The 19,903-nt window shown below is 43.7% G+C and carries 19 protein-coding genes and 2 pseudogenes (1 of these 21 running past the window's edge); 3 read left to right on the top strand and 18 right to left on the bottom strand.

Annotated features, from left to right (window positions below; all coding sequences use genetic code 11):
- The 11 genes and pseudogenes from lysS to BA6348_RS01795 all read right to left on the bottom strand — a co-directional run.
- A protein-coding gene (gene lysS, locus BA6348_RS01745; protein WP_005836197.1) for a lysine--tRNA ligase crosses the window boundary here: on the bottom strand, positions 1–1,023 show its 5' portion. Its footprint begins 498 nt before the window's first position; the window shows 1,023 of its 1,521 coding nt (coding positions 1–1,023); the start codon lies at positions 1,021–1,023; its stop codon lies off the left edge, out of view.
- Positions 1,024–1,126: 103 nt separating this feature from the next.
- Positions 1,127–1,603, bottom strand: a complete 477-nt coding sequence (gene greA / locus BA6348_RS01750) for a transcription elongation factor GreA (RefSeq protein WP_005836199.1) — start codon at positions 1,601–1,603, stop codon at positions 1,127–1,129.
- Positions 1,604–1,819: 216 nt separating this feature from the next.
- Entirely contained in the window at positions 1,820–2,848 is a 1,029-nt protein-coding gene (gene dusB, locus BA6348_RS01755; protein WP_005836201.1) for a tRNA dihydrouridine synthase DusB, read from the bottom strand.
- 66 nt (positions 2,849–2,914) lie between these two features.
- Positions 2,915–3,124, bottom strand: a complete 210-nt coding sequence (locus tag BA6348_RS01760) for a helix-turn-helix domain-containing protein (protein WP_005836203.1) — start codon at positions 3,122–3,124, stop codon at positions 2,915–2,917.
- Positions 3,076–3,606, bottom strand: coding sequence for a 2-amino-4-hydroxy-6-hydroxymethyldihydropteridine diphosphokinase (gene folK, locus BA6348_RS01765; RefSeq protein ID WP_005836204.1), 531 nt, complete (start codon positions 3,604–3,606; stop codon positions 3,076–3,078). The genes BA6348_RS01760 and folK overlap by 49 nt, the downstream gene beginning before the upstream one ends.
- Entirely contained in the window at positions 3,603–3,974 is a 372-nt protein-coding gene (gene folB / locus BA6348_RS01770; protein WP_005836206.1) for a dihydroneopterin aldolase, read from the bottom strand. Before folB ends, folK begins: the two co-directional genes overlap by 4 nt.
- A gap of 2 nt (positions 3,975–3,976) precedes the next feature.
- On the bottom strand, positions 3,977–5,164 hold the full coding sequence (folP, locus tag BA6348_RS01775; RefSeq protein ID WP_174768837.1) for a dihydropteroate synthase: 1,188 nt from the start codon (positions 5,162–5,164) through the stop codon (positions 3,977–3,979).
- 52 nt (positions 5,165–5,216) lie between these two features.
- A complete protein-coding gene (gene pabC, locus BA6348_RS01780) occupies positions 5,217–6,062 on the bottom strand; it encodes an aminodeoxychorismate lyase (protein ID WP_007787239.1) in 846 nt (281 codons plus the stop codon).
- A 33-nt stretch (positions 6,063–6,095) separates the two neighbouring features.
- A complete protein-coding gene (tatC, locus tag BA6348_RS01785; protein WP_026558526.1) occupies positions 6,096–6,830 on the bottom strand; it encodes a twin-arginine translocase subunit TatC in 735 nt (244 codons plus the stop codon).
- Positions 6,831–6,915: 85 nt separating this feature from the next.
- Positions 6,916–7,119, bottom strand: coding sequence for a twin-arginine translocase TatA/TatE family subunit (tatA, locus tag BA6348_RS01790; RefSeq protein WP_025843823.1), 204 nt, complete (start codon positions 7,117–7,119; stop codon positions 6,916–6,918).
- A 20-nt stretch (positions 7,120–7,139) separates the two neighbouring features.
- Positions 7,140–7,466: pseudogene (locus BA6348_RS01795) on the bottom strand (alkaline phosphatase PhoX); the annotation flags it as partial.
- Positions 7,467–7,854: 388 nt separating this feature from the next.
- Between BA6348_RS01795 and BA6348_RS01800 the strand changes: the two are divergent.
- Positions 7,855–9,005, top strand: a protein-coding gene (locus BA6348_RS01800) for an IS3 family transposase (RefSeq protein WP_085974924.1) whose coding sequence is annotated in 2 segments (ribosomal slippage) — positions 7,855–8,116 and positions 8,116–9,005 — 1,152 coding nt in all. Because the reading frame shifts where the segments join, the coding sequence is not laid out codon by codon here.
- A gap of 86 nt (positions 9,006–9,091) precedes the next feature.
- Here BA6348_RS01800 and BA6348_RS01805 read toward each other — a convergent pair.
- The 4 genes from BA6348_RS01805 to BA6348_RS01820 form a co-directional block, all read right to left on the bottom strand.
- Positions 9,092–10,876, bottom strand: coding sequence for an ABC transporter ATP-binding protein (locus tag BA6348_RS01805; RefSeq protein WP_122953210.1), 1,785 nt, complete (start codon positions 10,874–10,876; stop codon positions 9,092–9,094).
- A 494-nt stretch (positions 10,877–11,370) separates the two neighbouring features.
- Positions 11,371–11,919 carry a TlpA family protein disulfide reductase gene (locus tag BA6348_RS01810; protein ID WP_207212833.1) on the bottom strand — a complete coding sequence of 183 codons (549 nt, stop codon included), beginning with the start codon at positions 11,917–11,919 and terminating at the stop codon, positions 11,371–11,373.
- Positions 11,916–12,452: a MauE/DoxX family redox-associated membrane protein gene (locus tag BA6348_RS27920; RefSeq protein ID WP_005837194.1), complete on the bottom strand. Its 537-nt coding sequence runs from the start codon at positions 12,450–12,452 to the stop codon at positions 11,916–11,918. Before BA6348_RS27920 ends, BA6348_RS01810 begins: the two co-directional genes overlap by 4 nt.
- Before the next feature lie 337 nt (positions 12,453–12,789).
- Positions 12,790–14,223 (bottom strand): M1 family metallopeptidase, encoded by a 1,434-nt coding sequence (locus BA6348_RS01820; RefSeq protein WP_129552152.1) that lies wholly within the window; start codon positions 14,221–14,223, stop codon positions 12,790–12,792.
- A 511-nt stretch (positions 14,224–14,734) separates the two neighbouring features.
- Here BA6348_RS01820 and BA6348_RS01825 point away from each other — a divergent pair.
- Both BA6348_RS01825 and BA6348_RS01835 read left to right on the top strand, forming a co-directional pair.
- Positions 14,735–15,858 (top strand): IS3 family transposase gene (locus tag BA6348_RS01825; protein WP_129552153.1). Its coding sequence is split into 2 segments (ribosomal slippage): positions 14,735–14,984 and positions 14,984–15,858, totalling 1,125 coding nucleotides; the frame shifts between segments, so codons are not numbered across the junction.
- A gap of 12 nt (positions 15,859–15,870) precedes the next feature.
- Positions 15,871–16,928 (top strand): annotated as a pseudogene (locus BA6348_RS01835) (IS3 family transposase); the annotation flags it as partial.
- Here the strand turns inward: BA6348_RS01835 and BA6348_RS27925 are convergent.
- From BA6348_RS27925 to BA6348_RS01850, 3 genes are all read right to left on the bottom strand, one after another.
- On the bottom strand, positions 16,925–17,101 hold the full coding sequence (locus BA6348_RS27925) for a transposase (protein WP_129552154.1): 177 nt from the start codon (positions 17,099–17,101) through the stop codon (positions 16,925–16,927). The pseudogene BA6348_RS01835 and the gene BA6348_RS27925 overlap by 4 nt on opposite strands.
- A 513-nt stretch (positions 17,102–17,614) precedes the next feature.
- Positions 17,615–18,508, bottom strand: a complete 894-nt coding sequence (locus BA6348_RS01845; RefSeq protein WP_122953499.1) for a hypothetical protein — start codon at positions 18,506–18,508, stop codon at positions 17,615–17,617.
- A gap of 218 nt (positions 18,509–18,726) precedes the next feature.
- Positions 18,727–19,872 carry an IS4 family transposase gene (locus BA6348_RS01850; RefSeq protein ID WP_005837477.1) on the bottom strand — a complete coding sequence of 382 codons (1,146 nt, stop codon included), beginning with the start codon at positions 19,870–19,872 and terminating at the stop codon, positions 18,727–18,729.
- Positions 19,873–19,903 lie beyond the last annotated feature (31 nt).

A 19,903-nucleotide genomic window follows, 5' to 3' on the forward strand; every position in this document is an offset into this window, starting at 1 on the left:
TACGCCGAGGTTTTCCTTAATCAGATCAACCATGTGCACACGGCGCCATTTTGGTGTCAGATCAATCTCATTGCCTTGGTATTCGATCTTCGTGGTGCCCAATACTTCCTGTGCGATATGGGCGATCATCTCTTCTGTCAGAGTCATGATGTCCTGGTAGTCGGCATACGCCTCGTACAATTCAATCATCGTGAACTCAGGGTTGTGGCGTGTAGAAATTCCTTCGTTCCGGTAAACGCGACCGATTTCATACACCTTTTCCAGTCCGCCGACAATCAGGCGTTTCAAGTGCAGCTCGATCGCAATACGCATGTACAACTGCATGTCCAACGCATTGTGGTGCGTAACGAACGGACGCGCAGAAGCACCGCCGGCAATTGCGTGGAGAGTCGGTGTCTCCACTTCCAGATAGCCAAGGTTGTCCAAATAACGGCGCATCGAGGTCAAAATGCGGCTGCGCGTAATAAACGTATCGCGCACCTCGGGATTCACGATCAAGTCCACGTAGCGCTTGCGGTAGCGCGTTTCGATGTCTTTCAAACCGTGGTATTTCTCAGGGAGTGGGCGCAGCGACTTGGAGAGGTAGGTAAACTCTTTTGCTTTGACACTGAGCTCGCCTGTTTTTGTTTTGAAAACAACACCGCGAATGCCGATCAGGTCGCCGATATCGCTGATCTCAAACACTTTGTGCGCCTCTTCGCCAATAGTGTCCTGGCGCACGTAGATTTGAATTTGGCCGGAACGGTCCAAAAGCTGGGCGAAGCTCGCTTTGCCCATCGCGCGTTTTGCCATCAGGCGGCCTGCGATCGTAACAACATGCTCTTCTGCTTCCAGCTCTTCTTTGGTCTTGTCGCCAAATGCTTTCACAATATCAGCAGCGTGGTGGGTTTGCTCGAACTTTTTCCCGAACGGATCAAAGCCCCACTCGCGAATTTGATTCATTTTGTCGTGACGCACTTGCAGAAGCTCGTGCAGTCCTTCCTGTTGCTGCTCTTCTTGCTGCAGGTCTTGCTCGTTTGCCATTTTTGCTCACTCCTCTAAAAAATACCTGATTTAACAATATTGTACAGCGCGGTCAAATAGTGATACGGCGTACCTCGTAAAAGGTACGCCATGGATGAACTGCTTACAGGTTAATATCGAGAATCTCGTACTGAATGACGCCTGCAGGTACGTTCACGTCGACGATCGCGCCCTTGCTCTTGCCCAAAAGCGCTTGGCCTACAGGAGACTCGTTGGAAATCTTGTTGTTCATCGGATCGGATTCGGCAGAGCCTACGATGGTGTAATCGACAATATCACCATACTCCAGGTCTTTCAGCTTCACTCTCGATCCTACGCTGACTACGCCTGTGTCCACATCTTCATTGGTGATGATGGTGGCTTTGCGCAACATTTTTTCCAGCGTCAGAATGCGGCCTTCGATGAACGCCTGCTCATTCTTTGCTTCTTCGTACTCAGAGTTCTCACTGATATCTCCAAAGCTGATCGCTTCTTTAATCCTTGCTGCAACTTCCTTGCGTTTAACCGTTTTCAAATCTTCAAGCTCTTGCTCCAGTTTTGTTAAACCTTCTGGTGTCAGGAAAACTTCTTTTTCAGACATGGTTCAATTCCCCCGTTTTAAAAAATGATTCCATTTGCACTGGGTAAAGTACAAAGGATTATATGTAGTTGTTCTATACAATATACAGCAGAACACAATAACTGTGAGGGTTCAAAGGTAAAGCTGCCAGAGTGGACTGGCAGCTTGGCTCCCAATATTACGGAGTATTATAGGATATGAAGGAACCCTTGTCAATGTCTGGAACAAACAACCATTTTAGTAGCTGACTGCCTCGTCGCGCGCTGATTCCTGCGGCTCTTCCAGGTCGCCTGCATAGTTCTCAACCCACTCGACATAGTCCGTCAAAACCCGACGCAGCTCTTCTTCTGTCTCCACGGCATTCACCAAGTTTTTCGTATGGGTAGAGCCTCGCAGCCCTTTCAAATACCATGCGGCGTGCTTGCGCATTTCCAGCACGCCTACGCGCGGACCTTTCAGCGCAATCAGACGCTCGGCGTGCAAGAGACAGATGTCGATTTTTTCGCGTACGGAAGGCTCGGGCACAAGCTCTCCTGTCGTCAAGTACTGGATGGTCCGATACAGCATCCACGGATTGCCGAGTGCGGCGCGTCCGATCATGACGCCATCGCAGCCGGTCGTGTCGAGCATGCGTCTTGCATCCTCAGGTGTCGCGACATCGCCGTTGCCGATGACCGGAATCGAAACGGCTTCCTTCACGCGCCCGATCCAGCTCCAGTCCGCATGGCCCTTGTACATTTGCACACGCGTGCGGCCATGGACGGCGATGGCCTTGCCGCCTGCGCGCTCAACAGCCTTGGCATTTTCCACCACGTACAGGTGCTCTTCGTCCCAGCCCAGACGCATTTTCACCGTAACCGGCTTCTCCACGGCATCGACTACAGCAGAGACGACCTCGTAAATTTTATTCGGATCAAGCAGCAGGCGGGCACCTGCGTCACAGCTCGTAATTTTCGGAACGGGACACCCCATATTGATGTCGATAATGTCTGCGTTCGTATGTTGGTCTACATACTTCGCCGCTTCCACCAATGTTTCCTTGTCGCCGCCAAAAATCTGCAGGCTGAGCGGTTTCTCGCGCTCGTCGACGTACAACATGTCGATGGTCTTTTTGTTGCCGTGGACGATTCCTTTGTCGCTGACCATCTCGGCGCATACCAGGCCAGTCCCGAACTCCTTGGCAATCAAACGAAAAGCAGGGTTGCACACACCTGCCATCGGGGCGAGAACGACGTTGTTTTTCAATTCGATGTTACCGATTTTCATCTATTTCGACCTCCTTATTCCCGATCCACGGGTTCTTGGAGAGGAGAGACTCATCCAAACGACCTATCATTTATTTATAGCACATAATTCTTCATAGTCGACCTGTAAAGTGCTGGCGATCTTGCGCAGTACCGGCTCTGTCGGCGTACGGGTTCCCCGCTCAAGCGATCCGACAAACGACAATGATACTCCCAGCTTTTCCGAAAGCGATTGTTGTGTATACCCTTTTAGCTTCCGGAAGGATCTGATCCGATTTCCCAGTTGATTGCTCCCCACTCTCGTACCCCCTTGTGATCTTCTACCAATAAGGAAAGATAATGGTCAATAGTCTGGTCGTGGCCGGGCAAAACCCCGCCCTCCCAAATATCGCGCAACGGAACAAGCACAAAAGCACGCTGGCTAAGACCCGGATGCGGGATGACAAGATGCTCCAGCGACACAGAGGATGTACCGTACAAGAGAAGATCAATGTCTATTGTACGCGGTCCCCAGCGGATGGTTCGAATGCGTCCCAGCTCCCGCTCCACCGACAAGGCGGTCTCCAGAAGCTGCTCCGGGGAAAGCTCTGTCTCTACCGCTACGGCCATATTCAAAAACGCCTCTTGCTCGACGTAGCCGAACGGCTCAGTCTCGTACACAGACGATGTACGCAGCACGCGAATCCCTCTGTGCGCAGCAAGCTTCCGGATCGCCTGGCGCAGCTTTTCTGCCCGGTCGCCCTGGTTCGAGCCAAGCCCCAGATACGCAATTACACTCATGAAGCAAAATCCTCTCTTTTGCGCGTCATCTCAATGGCGACAGATTCATAATGCCCGTTGATCGGCGGGTTCGGCTTGGTCACCTTGACTTTGACCTCTTGCAGAGGAAATTGCGTCAAAAGCCGCTCGGCAATGACGGCCGTCAGCTTTTCAACCAGGTTGAACCGTTCGCCCTCGACAATTTTTTGCACACAAATAAAAATATCGGCGTAATTGATCGTATGTTGAAGCTCATCGCTTGCGCCTGCCTGCGACAAATCGGCAGAAAGCTCCAGATCGACGTAAAAGCGTTGACCCAGCTCCGCCTCTGCTCCAAACACGCCATGGTAGCCGTAAAACGACATGCCGTTGAAGTAAATTTTATCCAACGTCAAATGCCCCCCTTCAGCATCGCGTCCATCATCTTCGTAACCCGCTTCATCTCTTTGACATCGTGCACCCGTACCATGTGGCAGCCTTTGGCGACGCCGAGCGCAACTGTCGCGGCTGTCCCTTCCACCCGATCGTCCACTGGAAGGTCGAGGACGTGGCCAATCATCCGTTTGCGCGAAGTCGCGAGCAAAACCGGGTACCCGAGGGCGACGAAATCGTCGAGTCTGCGCATCGTTTCGAGATTTTGCTCGACCGTTTTGACAAAGCCGATCCCCGGATCGAGAATAATCTGTTCCTCGCGCACACCCGCTTGCAGGGCAATTTGCACAGACTCGCGCAAATCTCTGACAAAATCGGAGTAAAAGTCCCGGTAGTCCGTGTCTGTACGGTTGTGCATCAAAATGATCGGCACCCCGCGCCGCGCAGCCACCTCCGCCATGCGCGGATCGCGCTTTGCTCCCCAAACGTCATTGATGATATGCGCCCCGGCATCAAGCGCCCGCTCCGCTACAGCGGCTTTGTACGTGTCGATGGACAAAGGGACAGAAAGCTCGGCGGACAAACGGCGAATCACTGGCAGCACCCTGTCCAGCTCCTCTGCCTCCCCGACCGGCTCCGCTCCCGGACGCGTAGACTCGCCCCCGATGTCAATGATGTCCGCTCCCGCTTCGACCATCGCGCGCGCCTGCGCCAAAGCGTGGTCAAGGTCCACGAAGCGCCCTCCGTCCGAAAAGGAATCGGGCGTCACATTGAGGATGCCCATTACCAGCGTCCGTTCGCCAAGCGGAAGGGTGTAACGGCCGCAATTCAGCTCCCGTCTGGCCCGCAGCCGCGCAGGCATCGCCAAAGCCTCCCGTACCTCTGCCGCCACGGCTGCAAGCTCCTCATCCCGTTTTTCCAGTTGCGACAGCGCCTGCTCCAACTGCTTTGGTCCCGCAAGCAAAAGCAGCCGCTTTTTGTCAGTTGCGCCCGGCTGCCCGGACACAACGGCCTCGGCCCCGGCGGAAAGCATGTCCAGCCGCACCTTTTCCGCGACAGCTTCACTCATGTTTTCCACGTGGATCATCAGACCCGCTCTCCACTCGGCCAACCGCTCGGCCTGATCGCCAAAAATCCCTCGATGGGCAAGCTCCGCCAGCATCTCGTCAACGGTTGCCGCATGGATTCGAAATGGATTGTACTTCATGGACCTACTCCCTTTTTCCGTCTTCGCATATTGATTAGTAGCATACCATAATTTACATTCCGGTCGCTACAGACTGACGATAGGCCAAGTGCAGTTCGCGTGTGTATTTTCCGTAGGTCGATGCGACTAGCTGTCCGTCTACTTCTGCCACCGGGACGATTTCCTGCACGGAGTTGGTGGTGAAAACTTCATCCGCCGCAAGCAACTCTTCCAGCCGATACCGTCCTTCCGTTGTCGGGATCGCCAACTGCTCGGCCAATCGCAAAACATGGCGGCGGGTCACCCCGTCAAGAATGCCCGTATCCAACGAAGGCGTGAACAGATGCCCGTTCTTGACCCAGAACAGATTGCTGACGATGCCTTCCGCGAGAAAGCCGTCGTGCGTCAAAAACAGCCCTTCCGTATCCGTGCGCGCACCCAGCTCCTGGCGAGCCAGCGCATTGTTGAGGTAGTTGTGCGATTTGAAACGCTGGTGCCCCTCCGCAGTCTGCCTCGCCAGCGCCAACGTCTGCAACCGCTTTGGTTGAGGCGGGACTGCAAGCGGGGCGACCGGCTTGGCAAATACGAACAACGACGGGCGCTCGTAGCCGCCTGTCACCAAGCCTACTCCTTCCGGCCCGGCGGTGACGCTGAGGCGCACATACGCATCCCGCAGCCCATTGGCGTCGATCGTTTGCAGGATCGCGTCCGCCAGCTCCGCTTTTGACCATATGGGCTGAATCTGCAACGCCAAAAGCCCGGAGCTGAGCCGGGCGAAATGGTCGTCCCATAAAAACAGTTTGCGGTCGTAAACACGCATCGTCTCAAACAGCCCGATGCCGTACAAAAAACCGTGATCCAAAACCGATACGCTCGCCTCATGTGCCGGACAGATCGTCCCGTTTACATAAACGTGCATCTTTGCCCTCTCCCGATAACATAGTCGAGAGCATCATACCATATTTTCCGGCGAAAGCGCAGTTTCCCGAGTGCGTTTTCCATGTATGACGCGCGAGATGGTAATGGAGATTTCGTACAGCACGATCAGCGGCACGATCACCATAATATCGGACAAAAAATCAGGCGGCGTAATCGTAATCGAAATGATCGCCAGCACCAGGTAGGCGGGCTTGCGCATTTTCGCCAGCCGCTGCGGATTCAGTATGCCCAGATGGCTGAGAAAAAGAACCACCACCGGCAATTCAAACAAAAGCCCGAACGGCAAACAAAGATTGAGCATGAAGGTGAAGTAGTCATTGGCCGTAATCACCAGTTCAAAATTCCCGTTGGACAACCCCAGCACAAATTGGTACATCAGCGGAAACAAGACGAAGTAAGCGAAAGACAAGCCGAACAAAAACAGCAGAAACAGGGCGGGGATATACATGAGCGCCACTTTTCGCTCCCGCTCCTCCAGCGCCGGGACTACAAAGCGCCACGCCTGGTAAGCAGCGACAGGAATCGTGATCGCCACCGCCCCGATTGCAGACAGCTTTACATAAATCGACAAAATGTCACTGGGACCGAGAATCGCCAGTTTTTCGCCCGAATGATTCGACAATGCCAAATATATGTGATCGACAAACAAAAAGCAGACGATCATGCTGACGACGAGCGTCGCTGCCACAATCAGTAGCCTGCGCCGCAAGTCAGTCACATGCTCAAGAACAGGCATCTCTTGGTTCACACGCACTCCCCCTTACGCGCTGTGCTGCAAAAAGGCAGTGCGCCTCTTGCACGCACCGCCTTTTCCACAAAGCCTCAAAGCCGGATTAGTTGATTCGTTTGGCCGTTTCTTCCACGGCTTTGTCTTTTGCCTCGTCGTCGTCCTTGGTCAAGTCTTTGGTAGCTGACTTGAACTCTGTCAGCGTCCGGCCAAAAGCACGGCCGATCTCCGGCAGCTTGCTCGGTCCGAAAATGACCAGCGCGATAATCAAAATCAAGATCAATCCGGGAATCCCGATGCTCGATAGCATGGTGCACTACACTCCTTGTCCTAGAAACCCGTAATGGCAATCACGCTCGGCAAAGCTACTGCATTTCCGCCCTTTGGCCAATGACTGGTTGGCTGGCTGTAGTCCTTGAGGTTTTCGCCCGGATGCTGTACCGACAAGAACAGCGTTTTTTCGTCAGGCGTAAACCACGGTCCTGTCATTTCCGCGCCTACGGGAGCAGAGGCGAACTGTGCGGCTTGTCCCTGGTTGTTGCCCGAGGTCGGAATGAAAAATACCCCGTTGTTGCCAAACGACTTGTAGATACCGCTGTTCATGGAGGAAGAAGAAATATCGGTCACGACCCACAGGTTGCCTGCGCTGTCAAACGCCTAGACTACTACTTAATGCACATATCGTGAAACTTCATACTTGTACATTAAAAACACTAAAAAGGCCTTATTTTTGTTGGTTATTAATGATATTTTCATTTTGATTTAAGAAGAGAAAATGCACAAAATGATATAGGGGAATGTATAGAATAATCGGACTATTTACAACAGGCTGATATCGGTTGATAATCAAATTGACAGCACAAATGCACAAAATATGTAGAAAAAGAAAGAGTTTTGGGGGAATAAAAACATGTCAACAAACTTGTTAATTCTTAATAAAAGCTCTATTCATAACCCACAGATGGTATTATCCCCTCAAGGTAGACAGTAAAAAAAGAGTACATGATATCATGGACTCATTACTGTTGACCGGAGGGGATTTTTCATGCCACCAAAGAAGGGACAGGTCTTTACTCGTTATAGCGAGGATACGAAGAAAGAGGCTGTTCGCTTGCGTTTGGAAGAGCAGTGGAGCTATCAGGAGATAAGAGAAAAGCTGGGAATTAAAAGTGATGCACAGATCATCAGTTGGGTACGTAAGCACCAGAGCGGAGAATCGTTTGAGGATTATCGTGGGCGTTGGAATAAGAAACACTTCAGTAGCCTTGAAGAGGAAAACGCCTATTTGAAAGCGCAGGTCGAATACCTAAAAAAGCTCAATCCGAATCTGCATGGGGAGGGAAGTTGGATCAGCAAGCCCGGTTTAGGACCATCGAAAAAATGAATCACAAGTATCCCATCATCATGCTGTGCAAGATTGCCGAAGTATCGCGGTCGGGTTATTACAAGTGGAAAGCTGCCCGGGAATCTCGTAAAACCCGTATCGAGCAGGATACGAATGTAAAAGAGCACATCCTTGCTATTCATCGACTGCGACCTTATTTCGGCTACAAACGTATGCGTACGGCTTTACACAAAGAAGGGGTTTTGGTTAACCACAAAAAGGTGCGTAGGCTGATGCGTGAGCTGGGAATTCGTTCAGTTATCCGCAAGAAACGGCCATTTGCAGGTCGCAAACCATCCGTAGTCTTTCCGAATGTCCTCAACCGTGAATTTACAGCAGAAACCATTTTGAAGAAATTTGTGACTGACATTACCTATATTCGAATTGGTCATGATTTTGTCTATTTGTCGGTTATTTTAGACCTTTGTAACAAGGAAGTCGTAGCATGGGAGCTATCCGCGCGTAACGATCTCCAACTCGTATTGGACACCGTAAAGCAACTGAACGCCAAAAACGCTATTCTCCATTCCGACCAAGGATTTCAATACACAACCAAATCGTACAGGGATCTACTCGAGGAGAAAGAACTTATGGGAAGCCATTCAAGACGCGGGAATTGCTTTGACAACGCATGTATCGAGTCGTTCTTTTCCCATCTGAAAACGGAAAAGCTTTACCTGGCGAAGCCAGATAGTGAAGCTGCGGCACGTAAATGTGTTGCTGAATATATCGACTACTATAACAATGAACGCTTCCAGAAAAAACTCGGCGACCTCTCCCCGGTTGAATATCGAGAAGCGATCGCCGCTTAGGTGATTCCTCTTTTTTTACTGTCTACTTGACGGGGCTACGACCATCGGTTGTGAATTCATTGGTTCTTTTTTATATAGATAGTGTTTCACGAGTACCACTTTGCTTGTACACTATACATTTGGTAATATTCACTCTTTAAAAACATTAAATCATCATGGGTTCCGCACTCAGCAACCTTTCCATTTTTAAGGACAATTATCTTATCTGCCATTCTCGCAGCAGCCATTCTATGCGAAATGAATATTACAGTTTTTCCATTAGTCATAGAATTAAATTGTTCATAAACTTCGAGTTCTTTTAATGGATCCAAAGAGGATGTGGGCTCATCAAGAATAAGTATTTTAGAATCTCTGAATAATGATCGAGCAATAGCAATTTTCTGCCATTGGCCACCAGATAATTCTTCACCTTCACCTAATATCTTTCCAAGTAAAGTATCATAGTCTTTTGGCATTTTTTTCACAAAATCATCAACCCCAGTCTGAATACCAATACGCTTAACTAGTTCAAAATCATGAGTATTATGGATATCCCCAAAGGAAATATTATCCATAACCGTAAATGCATATTTCATGAAGTCTTGGAAAATTGCTGTCATATTCTTATGCAAATCACAGTTGTCAATATTAACTATATCAATATCATCGTAAAAAACACTTCCTTTTTCTACCTGATACAGTCCCATTAGACATTTTACTAATGTACTCTTTCCTGAACCGTTATCCCCCACAATTGCTACTTTTTCGCCTGGCCTGATATGAATTGTTATCCCATTTAATACAAGTTGATTACTTTTAGGATACTTAAATGATAAGTTTTTAATGAAAATACCTTTTTGTAAATAAGACGGAAACAAATTCCTCGTTTCTTTCGTAAACTTTTGCTCGTCATTGTACTCTAGATATTCAAATAAATCGATCAAATATAAGTTGATTTCATATATTTTCGCTAGATTAGTTGATATCCCATTGATGCTTGCTTGTGCACTATGAATCCCTTGAGCTGTAGATATAAATTCTCCAATAGTCATTTTCCCAACCTTTAACAATGAAACCACTATATATGCGCAGATCCCGAATAGAAGGGCTGTTATTGAATCTAACAATATTCTTGCTATATCTTGTTTCTTATTTAATTTCAACATGTTTCTACTATTTAATAGGAATCGTTTCTTCCATCTTTCTTTGAAAAATTCCCCTAGGTTAAAAATTCTTATTTCCTTGGCACTTTGTCTATTTGTGAGAAGGGCACTAGTATAATTAGCTTCTCTCGCTGCAGGAGTTTGAAAACGAATTAACTGAAACCTCTCACGACCAAACTTTGTTTGGATTATTAAAGTTGGAAAGGCGGATAAGATACTTAATATCCCTAAACTCCAATGAATCATCCACAAAAAGCTAAATAGTGAAATCATTGTTATTGAAGATTTTATAATTCCTAACATCGTTTTTATAGGTGATAACAATTTATTTCCGTAACCACCTTTAGTTATTCTATCTAAATGATGGTAGAACTCTGCATCTTCAAAGTATGCTAGAGGTAGACTGATTGACTTTTGTATTACAAGAAGGCCAACGTAATAATCTAATTTAGCCTCCATATTTGCTGAATTTATTGAATCTATGCTTCCTATCATTGAAGTAACTACTAATAAAATGAACTGAATTATCAACAAAACTAAAATTGAGTCAAAATCATAATTCGGATTTGAAAGAATGCTTGTTAATTCATTTACAATACTTTGCAAGAGAATAATGGAGGTTAATGGTAACAGACCGTCAATAATGTTAATACCGCAGGCAAGTAATACTCTTATTCCACATACTTTCCATACAAGTCTAACGGTTTTTCGAAAATATTTATGCCTCATACGACTCTCCTTATTAAAACAATCTTAAAAAAAGATCAGGGGTCCCTGATCTTTTTTAATGAAACTATTTTTCAACTGTGTTTCTAGCAATAATACCCTTCTGTGTCGCACCAAGACCCTTGCAATTTCCCCATGCCATAGCAATAAACAACACGGTAGATGCCACCAGAACCACATGTAGAGCCACATGTCGTGTAATCACAATCTGCTCCCATTGGTTCTACAAATCCAGCTCTCTCCAAGAATTCGTCCATTTTGTTAACCTCCATTCATTTTTTCAGTCAATTACAGCTACCTAGCAATAATACCCTTCTGTGTCGCACCATGATCCTTGTAACTTTCCCATACCATAGCAATATACAACACGGTAAATGCCACCAGAACCACATGTAGAACCACATGTTGTGTAATCACAATCTGCTCCCATTGGCTCTACAAATCCAGCTCTCTCCAAGAATTCGTCCACCTTATTCACCTCCTTTCGTTGAACTTTTTTAAGCTGTTTTTTGATTTGCAATTAGTAGATCAAAATGTTCTTTAAAATTGGTTACACCTTTAGAAATTATTGTCCCATCCGATGTTAAAAGGTAAGAGTACGGAAAAGTCGAGATACCTATTGTATGTAGTTGCTCCATAGTAATTAAACTAATTTTAGAACTATCAAGTCCAAACTTGTCGCTGATTTCCCAAGCTTGCCCACTATTAGAAATCATAATATTTATAACTTTCAGTCTCGGATAACTAGAAACAATTGTATTTTGAATGGGATAGACCGACCTACAAGGTGAACAACTGTATGATGTAACAATTAGTAAAGTACCGTCCCCTTCTGGATTACTCACCGAAAACTCTTTATCTTCAATGGATCTTAATATTTCAACGGGAAACTTTGTTCCATATGCTAGTCCTAGTTCACTTCCAGAAAGGGACCTCTTCTTCTGTGTATTACCTATCATTTTAAAAAATCTGATAAGTATTAGAATTAGTAAGATCACTATGATCCATAATGTAGTTAGTGAAATTTGGAGTAATTGTTCCATCAAATCTTCTTCCCCCTCTCGAATCTCAAAAATGTTTCTGTGAACACTTTTAGCAATATATAACATCCAAATATACCAAGTGACAAAAACATTAGATTTATATTTTCCGATAAACTGAGCAGATTAATACCTAGTTGCCCTTCGTAAAGCAACACTGTCATATTCAATAAACTTAGAAAGAAAATTCTAAGTGTTAATCTGTAATCTAAGCGGTCCTGGGTTAAGCTGCCAAAACAATTACAACTTACCTTTTGTCCGATCCTGATCATTCTTATAGCTACCAAGGCGAAAGAACAGAGCAAGAATTGTAGTACAATTCCACCAATCATTCTTGTTGATTCAAATAAGATTAAGAAAGCACCTAAAAATTCGAGAAGTATTACAACCACTGAGACAAACCTTGTTAAATAAGCACTAATACCAATCTTCAAAACGGTCTGGCTAAACGATTCAAACGAAATGACTTTGACTGCTGCTGATATAACAAAGATTACGCTCACAAAGAATTGAATGATATAATAGAGCACCTTAATCACCTCACACCTAGTTTTAGAGATAAATAGGGCTTGCTGAACGAATGAGAAATATACAAGAAATCATGAATAATATGCAGATTTGGTTCCAAAACAGCAAAGTCAGAGTCTGAATGGCATATCAGTAGTATAAAATACTGTTTTTCCGATCCATTTTGAACGTTTCGTGTGCCTCTTGATTGAACGAAATTCTTACTGGTGCAAGGTTTTTCAAAGAATTCCTGCAAAAACCTTGCACTTGGTCAAATTATAAATCCAGATTTTCCGCAGTTTTCTTTGATTATTTCACGATTCCTCGCGTTTATGCATTGTTCAGCAAGCCCTAAATAATATGTTAAACTTATTCCTTATCATCTAATACCAACCAACCACTGAATAAACTATTATCAGTAATATTCAGGTAATATTTAAGAAATCTTATGAATTCTTTTGTGTCTACCTCCTTATATTGGTAAGTATTAAAATAAGTTTTCAGAAAATCCTCGACCGTGGTTTTTCCGCCATTTTGTTCAAATACCTTCCACAGCATCGCCGTTGACTTACCGTAAATATAGGAACTTTGATTTTTTGAGTATTTGTCTAGTGGAAGATTTACTGGAAGAGGGAGATGAACATATTGCTCTTCTTCAAACGCGATGTCTTCATCAAAATAATCAGAATAAAACATACCGGCGGCAAGCTCGGTTATTCCTTCATCTAACCAAGCATCAGTGAATGGATCATTGCTAATTATTCCATAAAACCATTGGTGAGCAATTTCGTGAACAACCATTCGTCTCAATGCATCGGTACCAATTGACGAACTTCCATTAATAGAATTGGCCGTTACAATCCCTGGATACTCCATACCTGATTCGTCTAATACAATATCCAATTGCTTATAAGGGTAAGGACCAATTGTCTTCTGAAAGTATTCTAATGATGCATAAGCAATTTCAATTATATCGTTTAGATTTTTATTTTTATCAACACTAAAAACTCTAATGTTAATATTGCCAAGTTTCTTTTCAACAACCTGATGATCACCTAATATAGCAATGAAAAACTCTTTAGCATTATTTGCTTCAATATGTCCTTGTGATTTAGATGGGTACAAATCTTCTTCACTTGTAGTTACTATAGTAAAATTCTTTGGAATATCGTATTTGATTTTAAAATTACTGAAAGCAGTGTGATAAGTTTCCCCTTTTAATCTAAAGTCCCTTTTATTCCATCCATCTCTATATGTAGCAATCATTGGATACCACTGAGCCAAATAGTAATTACCATTACTTTTAGTAAATCTTAATCCCCCCTCTGGAAGGGTGAATTGATACGACACCTCAGCTACCACCACTCGGTTAGGTACTAATTCTTTATTCAAAGGGACAGTTAACTTATCCTTATCAAGAGTGAATCTTGCCTCATTCCCATCTATACTTATCCTGTCAATACTGATCTTTGAAGGCTCATGTAATTTGGGATTGTTATTTTCAGTGAACATATTTGGAATAAAGTAAAGAACTAACTCATTCCAGGGATCTGCGGAAGTATTTTTAATCGATATTGATGAATGGACATTAAACATTCCATCTGGATCCATTTTTAGCGTAATATCATACTGTGATTCATTTCCAGGTGGGATAGACTTTGGAAGAAAATCGCTATACCTTTTATTCAGCGGTTCGGTGTATGCATATCTCCAGTTTGAATATTTATACAAAAAATACTCAGAACTGATTAAAGCAACAGCTAAACATATAACTACAATTCGCCCTCTGGTAATCTTACCCACCACCTTTTTTGCTCTTTGTCATTTAATCATCGTTTACAAGGTACTATATGTTAATTATTTGAATTATATGGTAACTATATCACGTATTTCCACTTTTTGTATACACATCAAACAAAAAATGGTTACTAATTACCAGTATTTTAATTCAGTCTTATTACAAATTACCCTGAACAATAGTTCAGTAGGCACTTTATAAATCAATAAGTCCTGCGCTGTTTTGCCCATTTAAAGTATTGCAATGAAGGTTTGCTCCTTTCTTTGTCTTTGTACAGATTAAATAGTTCAAAAAGTAGTATTGTAAATGGCAATCTTCCGACAAAAAAACCTATCTTGTTAGTAATAGTACTAATTTGTCCAGTTCTAAAATTCTCGCGAAAGTTCTTCGGGCATATCCATCTTAAGCAAGGCCGTTGGGATCGGGACTTGAAATTGGATCGGCTACACTGAATTGGACAATTCTCTTAAGGTCTAGTAGATTGAAATCAAATCGACAAGGAACGGAGAGAATGTCATGCAGAAACGTGAGCGTCGGTCATTTACAGACGAGTTCAAGCAGCAGATGGTTCAACTTTACGAGAATGGGAAACCGCGGGCAGATATTTTGAGAGAATATGATCTGAGTGCATCTGCGTTTGACCGTTGGGTCAAACAGAGTAGAACAACAGGTTCTTTCAAAGAAAAGGACAACCGGACAGAGGAACAGAATGAACTCCTTGCGCTACGTAAGGAAATTCAACGATTGAAAATGGAGAACGATATTTTAAAGCAAGCAGCGCTGATCTTCAGACGAAAATAACAGTGATCCGGCAAAATGCACATAAGTACTCTGTGTCTGCCATGTGTACCATCCTCCAGGTGAATCGGAGTACCTACTACTACGAAAGTAACCAGCAGTCATCTAGCGATGATGAGGTGGAACAGGCGATCATCCGTATTTTTAAAGAGAATCAGCGCGTTTATGGAGCAAGAAAGATCAAGGCAACCCTGCAAAAAGAAGGAAGGACTGTTTCCAAACGGCGCATTGGACGTTTGATGAAGAAAAACGGTCTTGTATCGGTGTATACGGTTGCTCAGTATAAACCGCATAAGTCATCCTGTAATGATTCACCTATACAGAATGAATTGAATCGGGAGTTTACGAAAAACGAACCGTTGGAGGCCGTTGTGAGTGACTTGACTTATGTTCGAGTGACAAACAAATGGCACTATATTTGCTTGCTCGTAGACTTGTTTAACCGGGAGATCATTGGCTATAGCTGTGGAAAATACAAAGATGCTGCTCTCGTTTACCAGGCTTTTGCAAGCGTAAAGGGAGACTTGCGTCAGATCCAGCTCTTTCATACGGATCGTGGTAGTGAATTTAAAAATCAGACGATTGATGAAGTCATCCACACGTTCGAAATCAAACGTTCCCTGAGCATGAAAGGCTGTCCCTATGACAATGCAGTTGCTGAAGCTACCTTTAAGCTAATCAAAGCAGAGTTCGTAAAGAATCGGCAGTTTGAGTCGTTGACACAGTTGAAGCTAGAATTAGAAAAATACGTCAAGTGGTTTAACGAAACAAGAATTCACTCGACATTGGGGTATCTGAGTCCACTCGTTTACAAACAGAAGGCACTTAAGAAATCCGTCTAGTTTGGTGTTGACAGTCCAAAAACGCGTGCAGATATTTTGAAAGAATACGATCTGAGTGCATCTGCGTTTGACCGTTGGGTCAAACAAAGCAGAACGACAGGTTCTTTCAAAGAAAAAGACAACCGAACGGAAGAACAGAATGAATTCCTTGCGCTACGCAAAGAAATTCAGCGATTAAAAATGGAAAACGATATTTTAAAGCAAGCAGCGCTGATCTTCGGACGAAAATAACAGTGATCCGGCAAAATGCACATAAGTACTCTGTGTCTGCCATGTGTACCATTCTCCAGGTGAATCGGAGTACTTACTATTACGAAAATAGTCAGCATTCATCTAGTGAAGATGAGGTGGAACAGGCGATCATTCGTATTTTCGAAGAGAATCAGCGCGTCTATGGAACAAGAAAGATCAAAGCAATTCTGCAAAAAGAAGGAAAGACTGTTTCCAGACGACGTATTGGACGTTTGATGAAGAAGAACGGCCTTGTATCGGCGTATACGATTGCACAGTATAAGCCGCATAAGTCTCCTTGTAACGATTCGGCCATTCAGAATGAACTAAACCGCGAGTTTACAAAAGATCAACCACTAGAAGCGGTTGTGAGCGATTTAACGTATGTTCGAGTCGCAAACAAATGGCACTATATCTGTCTACTTGTGGACTTATTCAACCGGGAGATTATTGGGTATAGCTGTGGATCCAGTAAAGACGCCGCGCTTGTCTATCGAGCTTTTGCAAGCGTAAAAGGAGACTTGCGTCAAATTCAGCTTTTCCACACAGATCGTGGCAGTGAGTTCACCAATCGTACGATTGGTGATGTCATCCGTACATTCAACATCAAGCGCTCTTTAAGCATAAAAGGCTGCCCATATGATAATGCTGTAGCAGAGGCAACTTTCAAACTGATTAAAACGGAGTTTGTTAAGAATCGACGGTTTGAATCACTTCCCCAGTTGAAGCAAGAATTAGGAGCATATGTGAAATGGTTTAACGAAACAAGGATTCACTCAACATTGGGCTATTTAAGTCCACTTGTTTACAAACAGGAGGCACTTAAGGAATTTGTCTAGTTTGGTGTTGACAGTCCATTCTGCCAATCGGCGTGTTTGGAATCACGTATCCATCGATACAGCATCTTCAGGTCGATCCCATGCCGTCTGGCTACTTGGCTAGCATTTCCGACTTCGTGGGCTTCCTGGATCAGTTGTTGTTTGAACTCGATGGAATAGCGTCTCCGTTGCATAAAAATATCCCCCTCTGTTCTTCTGATATCAGCTTAACAAGATAAGGGGGTATGACTCAAATCTAATTTTGGGGCTTAAAAGGCGTGTTACAGGGGGATGCTCCTTTAACCTGATACTAATTAATTACTATGGTAAGCTGTTCAGTCATCTTAGCTGTTTTCATGTTATCCTGAAATTCCTCAAATATGTTACTTGTTTCAGAATCTTTTTCAAAAGACTCTTGATTATTTAGCATGCTTGGTCCCATCAATTTATATAGAAAATTATCCCTCACTTATGATACGGTTCACCGAATTTTGAAAATCTGCAACGACTTCCAGACCAAGACCGTTGCCGTTACTTGAATACGCTTAACCTTAACGGTCATAACGGCGAAAATTATAGGGCACCCATAGAGGGTGCCCTGATTTTCATGGAAAGGTACTCGGCGTGTCGAAATCATGACTCGGCAAATCAACAATTCGTCGCCGCGTGATGGGCTAGATTGTTTGGGGAGGTGGCATAAGTTTACATCAAAACAGATCCATTTTCCGCATGGTAACTTGCTCTGTTTTCGACCTATGATACAACAATTTATCAAAATCATCAAATACAATTAAATTATTAACAATTATGGTATCAAGCCCCTGATTTAGAATATGCAAACTATACTTCAACTCACTGAATTTACTTAGACCTTCCACTATAATAAAATCATTGTATTTAATGTCCCTCAAGGTTACACAAAAAACTTCATCACTCTGATGTTTCTGTTTCTTTATGTAGGATTCAAATTCCGCAAGAGAACTAAAACCATAGTCAACTTTACCACTATCTGCTTCATAAATAATTTCAGAAATTGGCTTGCGTGAAGTACATCCTTCAACTATTCCATATAATCTAGAAACGAGGTCGTTGTTATCATTGTAAATAGCAATAAAAAATGTATCCCCATGAGTAGGCATTGACTCAAATCTCGTCGGATAATTTGTCATAAAATTTATTTTTGAAGGCATCTTTCTCAATGCCCCATTAAGCCAGTCAAGTCCTTTATCTTTATTTAATATTTGTAAATACGTATTATTCTTCTTTACTAATTCTAGGTAAGTACGAGACTGCAAATTATTGCTCTTCTGTTCATTCTCATTCGTTGAAGTTAATGGTTCATTTATGGAAGTCTTATTCAATAGTTGATTTATGCTTTCCAAAAACTTCTCTTTTTTGCGATTCCAGATTTCCAGATTAACTGATAAATTGAGTTCTTTAAAAAGTTGTGTAATAAAACCATCCAGTTCCCTTGAATTATTAATAACTAACGATTGGGTCTGAGAAGAAATGACGCCCTTCATTTTATCATATGTAAGGGGAGGAATTAAAATCGGGAAATTCCTCGCCGACTTTATCCAAGTAGCTCCCATCTCACACATACAGATATAACTACTATAAAAATTTTCAGAAAGCATAAATAAAACAATTGTATTTTCACACTAGCGTTGCATAAAAAATGCGTTCGTAATTTGTCAAAGTATTCTGAATGACATTTTCAGCTACACAACCAAAAACGGCAGCAACCAAGCAAAAGGTAGCCACTGTCCATTTGGTAGTTTTATACATTTATTACAATCGTGATAACAGCAACCAATACCTAATTCCTTTTCTGTCGCCCTCTGGATGTTCGTTTGGACTGGTAATTCATTCTACCTATCCATTGTTCGAACGTTTGCCAAAGAAACACTTTTAGCCATCTCCTGATCTGCAACAAGCTGTGCTGACTGTTTTGTTCCAGTTTGACAAGGAGCAACAGGCAGTAGGCAATGAGTGCGAGTAATACTTGGTTTCGTACCGCATTTTCACTCGTTCCATAGAAGTTCTTGATCTTTACATGCTGCTTTATCCACTTGAAAAACAGCTCAATTTGCCAACGCCAACGATAGATGTCGCTGAGTTCTTCTGCTTCCAGGTCGAACCGATTCGTAATGATTCGAATGAGATTTCCCTTCGAATCAAGCGTTTCAATGAGTCGCAGCACGTTATCTACCCGCTTTTGAGGCGTTCCAAGAAGGATCATGGAATCCGATAAAACGGAGCTTTCCAAGGGGATTTTGAATTCATAAAGATGACGGATTTCGGCGTTATCTTTTAGACGAGAAGCGAAAAAGATGCCTTTGTCCGTGTATTCATCAAATTTTTCATAATCCACATACCCTCGATCAAAGACGTACATCATACCGATCTCATCAATCAACGATTCCATTTGAGTGCGGTCATTGGACTTGGCACCCGTGATGGTTATTTTTTCAGGATACACATCCCCCTGGTCGGCAAAGACGAGACGAAGATGAAGTTTGATGCCAGCCTTGGTTTTACGGAAAGTTGCCCATTTGTACTTCTGCAAACACAGCCCAATCGTTGTAGAATCAATGATTTTCATGTCTTTTCGAAGGGAATACGTGTTGCCCGAGTGTCTCTGAATTTGCCCTACAAGGTCAACAAATATTTCTTCAAGCAAAGCTGGATCTACTCGATTGTTTTTGCGACTAAGCTGAGCGGGACTAATCGACGACAGTCCTAACTCTCGCTGGAATTTCTTTGATAAAACATCATCTGCAATGGCTCGGAGTCCTTCTCGTTGCTGAAGTTGAGCATGCAAAAACAGGAGTAGATATGCTTTGGTCGTTAACTTTTTCACGTACTTGTCCTGATCCGTTTCGTCTATCCGTTGTTGAAATTTCACAATATTAATGGGTGAAATGTATTTACCAAATGAAGAAAATAGGGTATTCTTGTCCATGGTCTATCCTTTGCGTTGGATTTGGACAGGA

This window comes from Brevibacillus agri, assembly GCF_004117055.1.
GTDB lineage: Bacteria > Bacillota > Bacilli > Brevibacillales > Brevibacillaceae > Brevibacillus > Brevibacillus agri.

Coding starts and splice junctions, on each gene's coding strand:
- greA (WP_005836199.1), bottom strand. CDS start 1,603: ATGTCTGAAAAAGAAGTTTTCCTGACACCAGAAGGTTTAACAAAACTG.
- dusB (WP_005836201.1), bottom strand. CDS start 2,848: ATGAAAATCGGTAACATCGAATTGAAAAACAACGTCGTTCTCGCCCCG.
- folK (WP_005836204.1), bottom strand. CDS start 3,606: ATGAGTGTAATTGCGTATCTGGGGCTTGGCTCGAACCAGGGCGACCGG.
- folP (WP_174768837.1), bottom strand. CDS start 5,164: ATGAAGTACAATCCATTTCGAATCCATGCGGCAACCGTTGACGAGATG.
- pabC (WP_007787239.1), bottom strand. CDS start 6,062: ATGCACGTTTATGTAAACGGGACGATCTGTCCGGCACATGAGGCGAGC.
- tatA (WP_025843823.1), bottom strand. CDS start 7,119: ATGCTATCGAGCATCGGGATTCCCGGATTGATCTTGATTTTGATTATC.
- BA6348_RS01805 (WP_122953210.1), bottom strand. CDS start 10,876: ATGAGGCATAAATATTTTCGAAAAACCGTTAGACTTGTATGGAAAGTA.
- BA6348_RS27925 (WP_129552154.1), bottom strand. CDS start 17,101: ATGCAACGGAGACGCTATTCCATCGAGTTCAAACAACAACTGATCCAG.
- BA6348_RS01845 (WP_122953499.1), bottom strand. CDS start 18,508: ATGTGTGAGATGGGAGCTACTTGGATAAAGTCGGCGAGGAATTTCCCG.
- BA6348_RS01850 (WP_005837477.1), bottom strand. CDS start 19,872: ATGGACAAGAATACCCTATTTTCTTCATTTGGTAAATACATTTCACCC.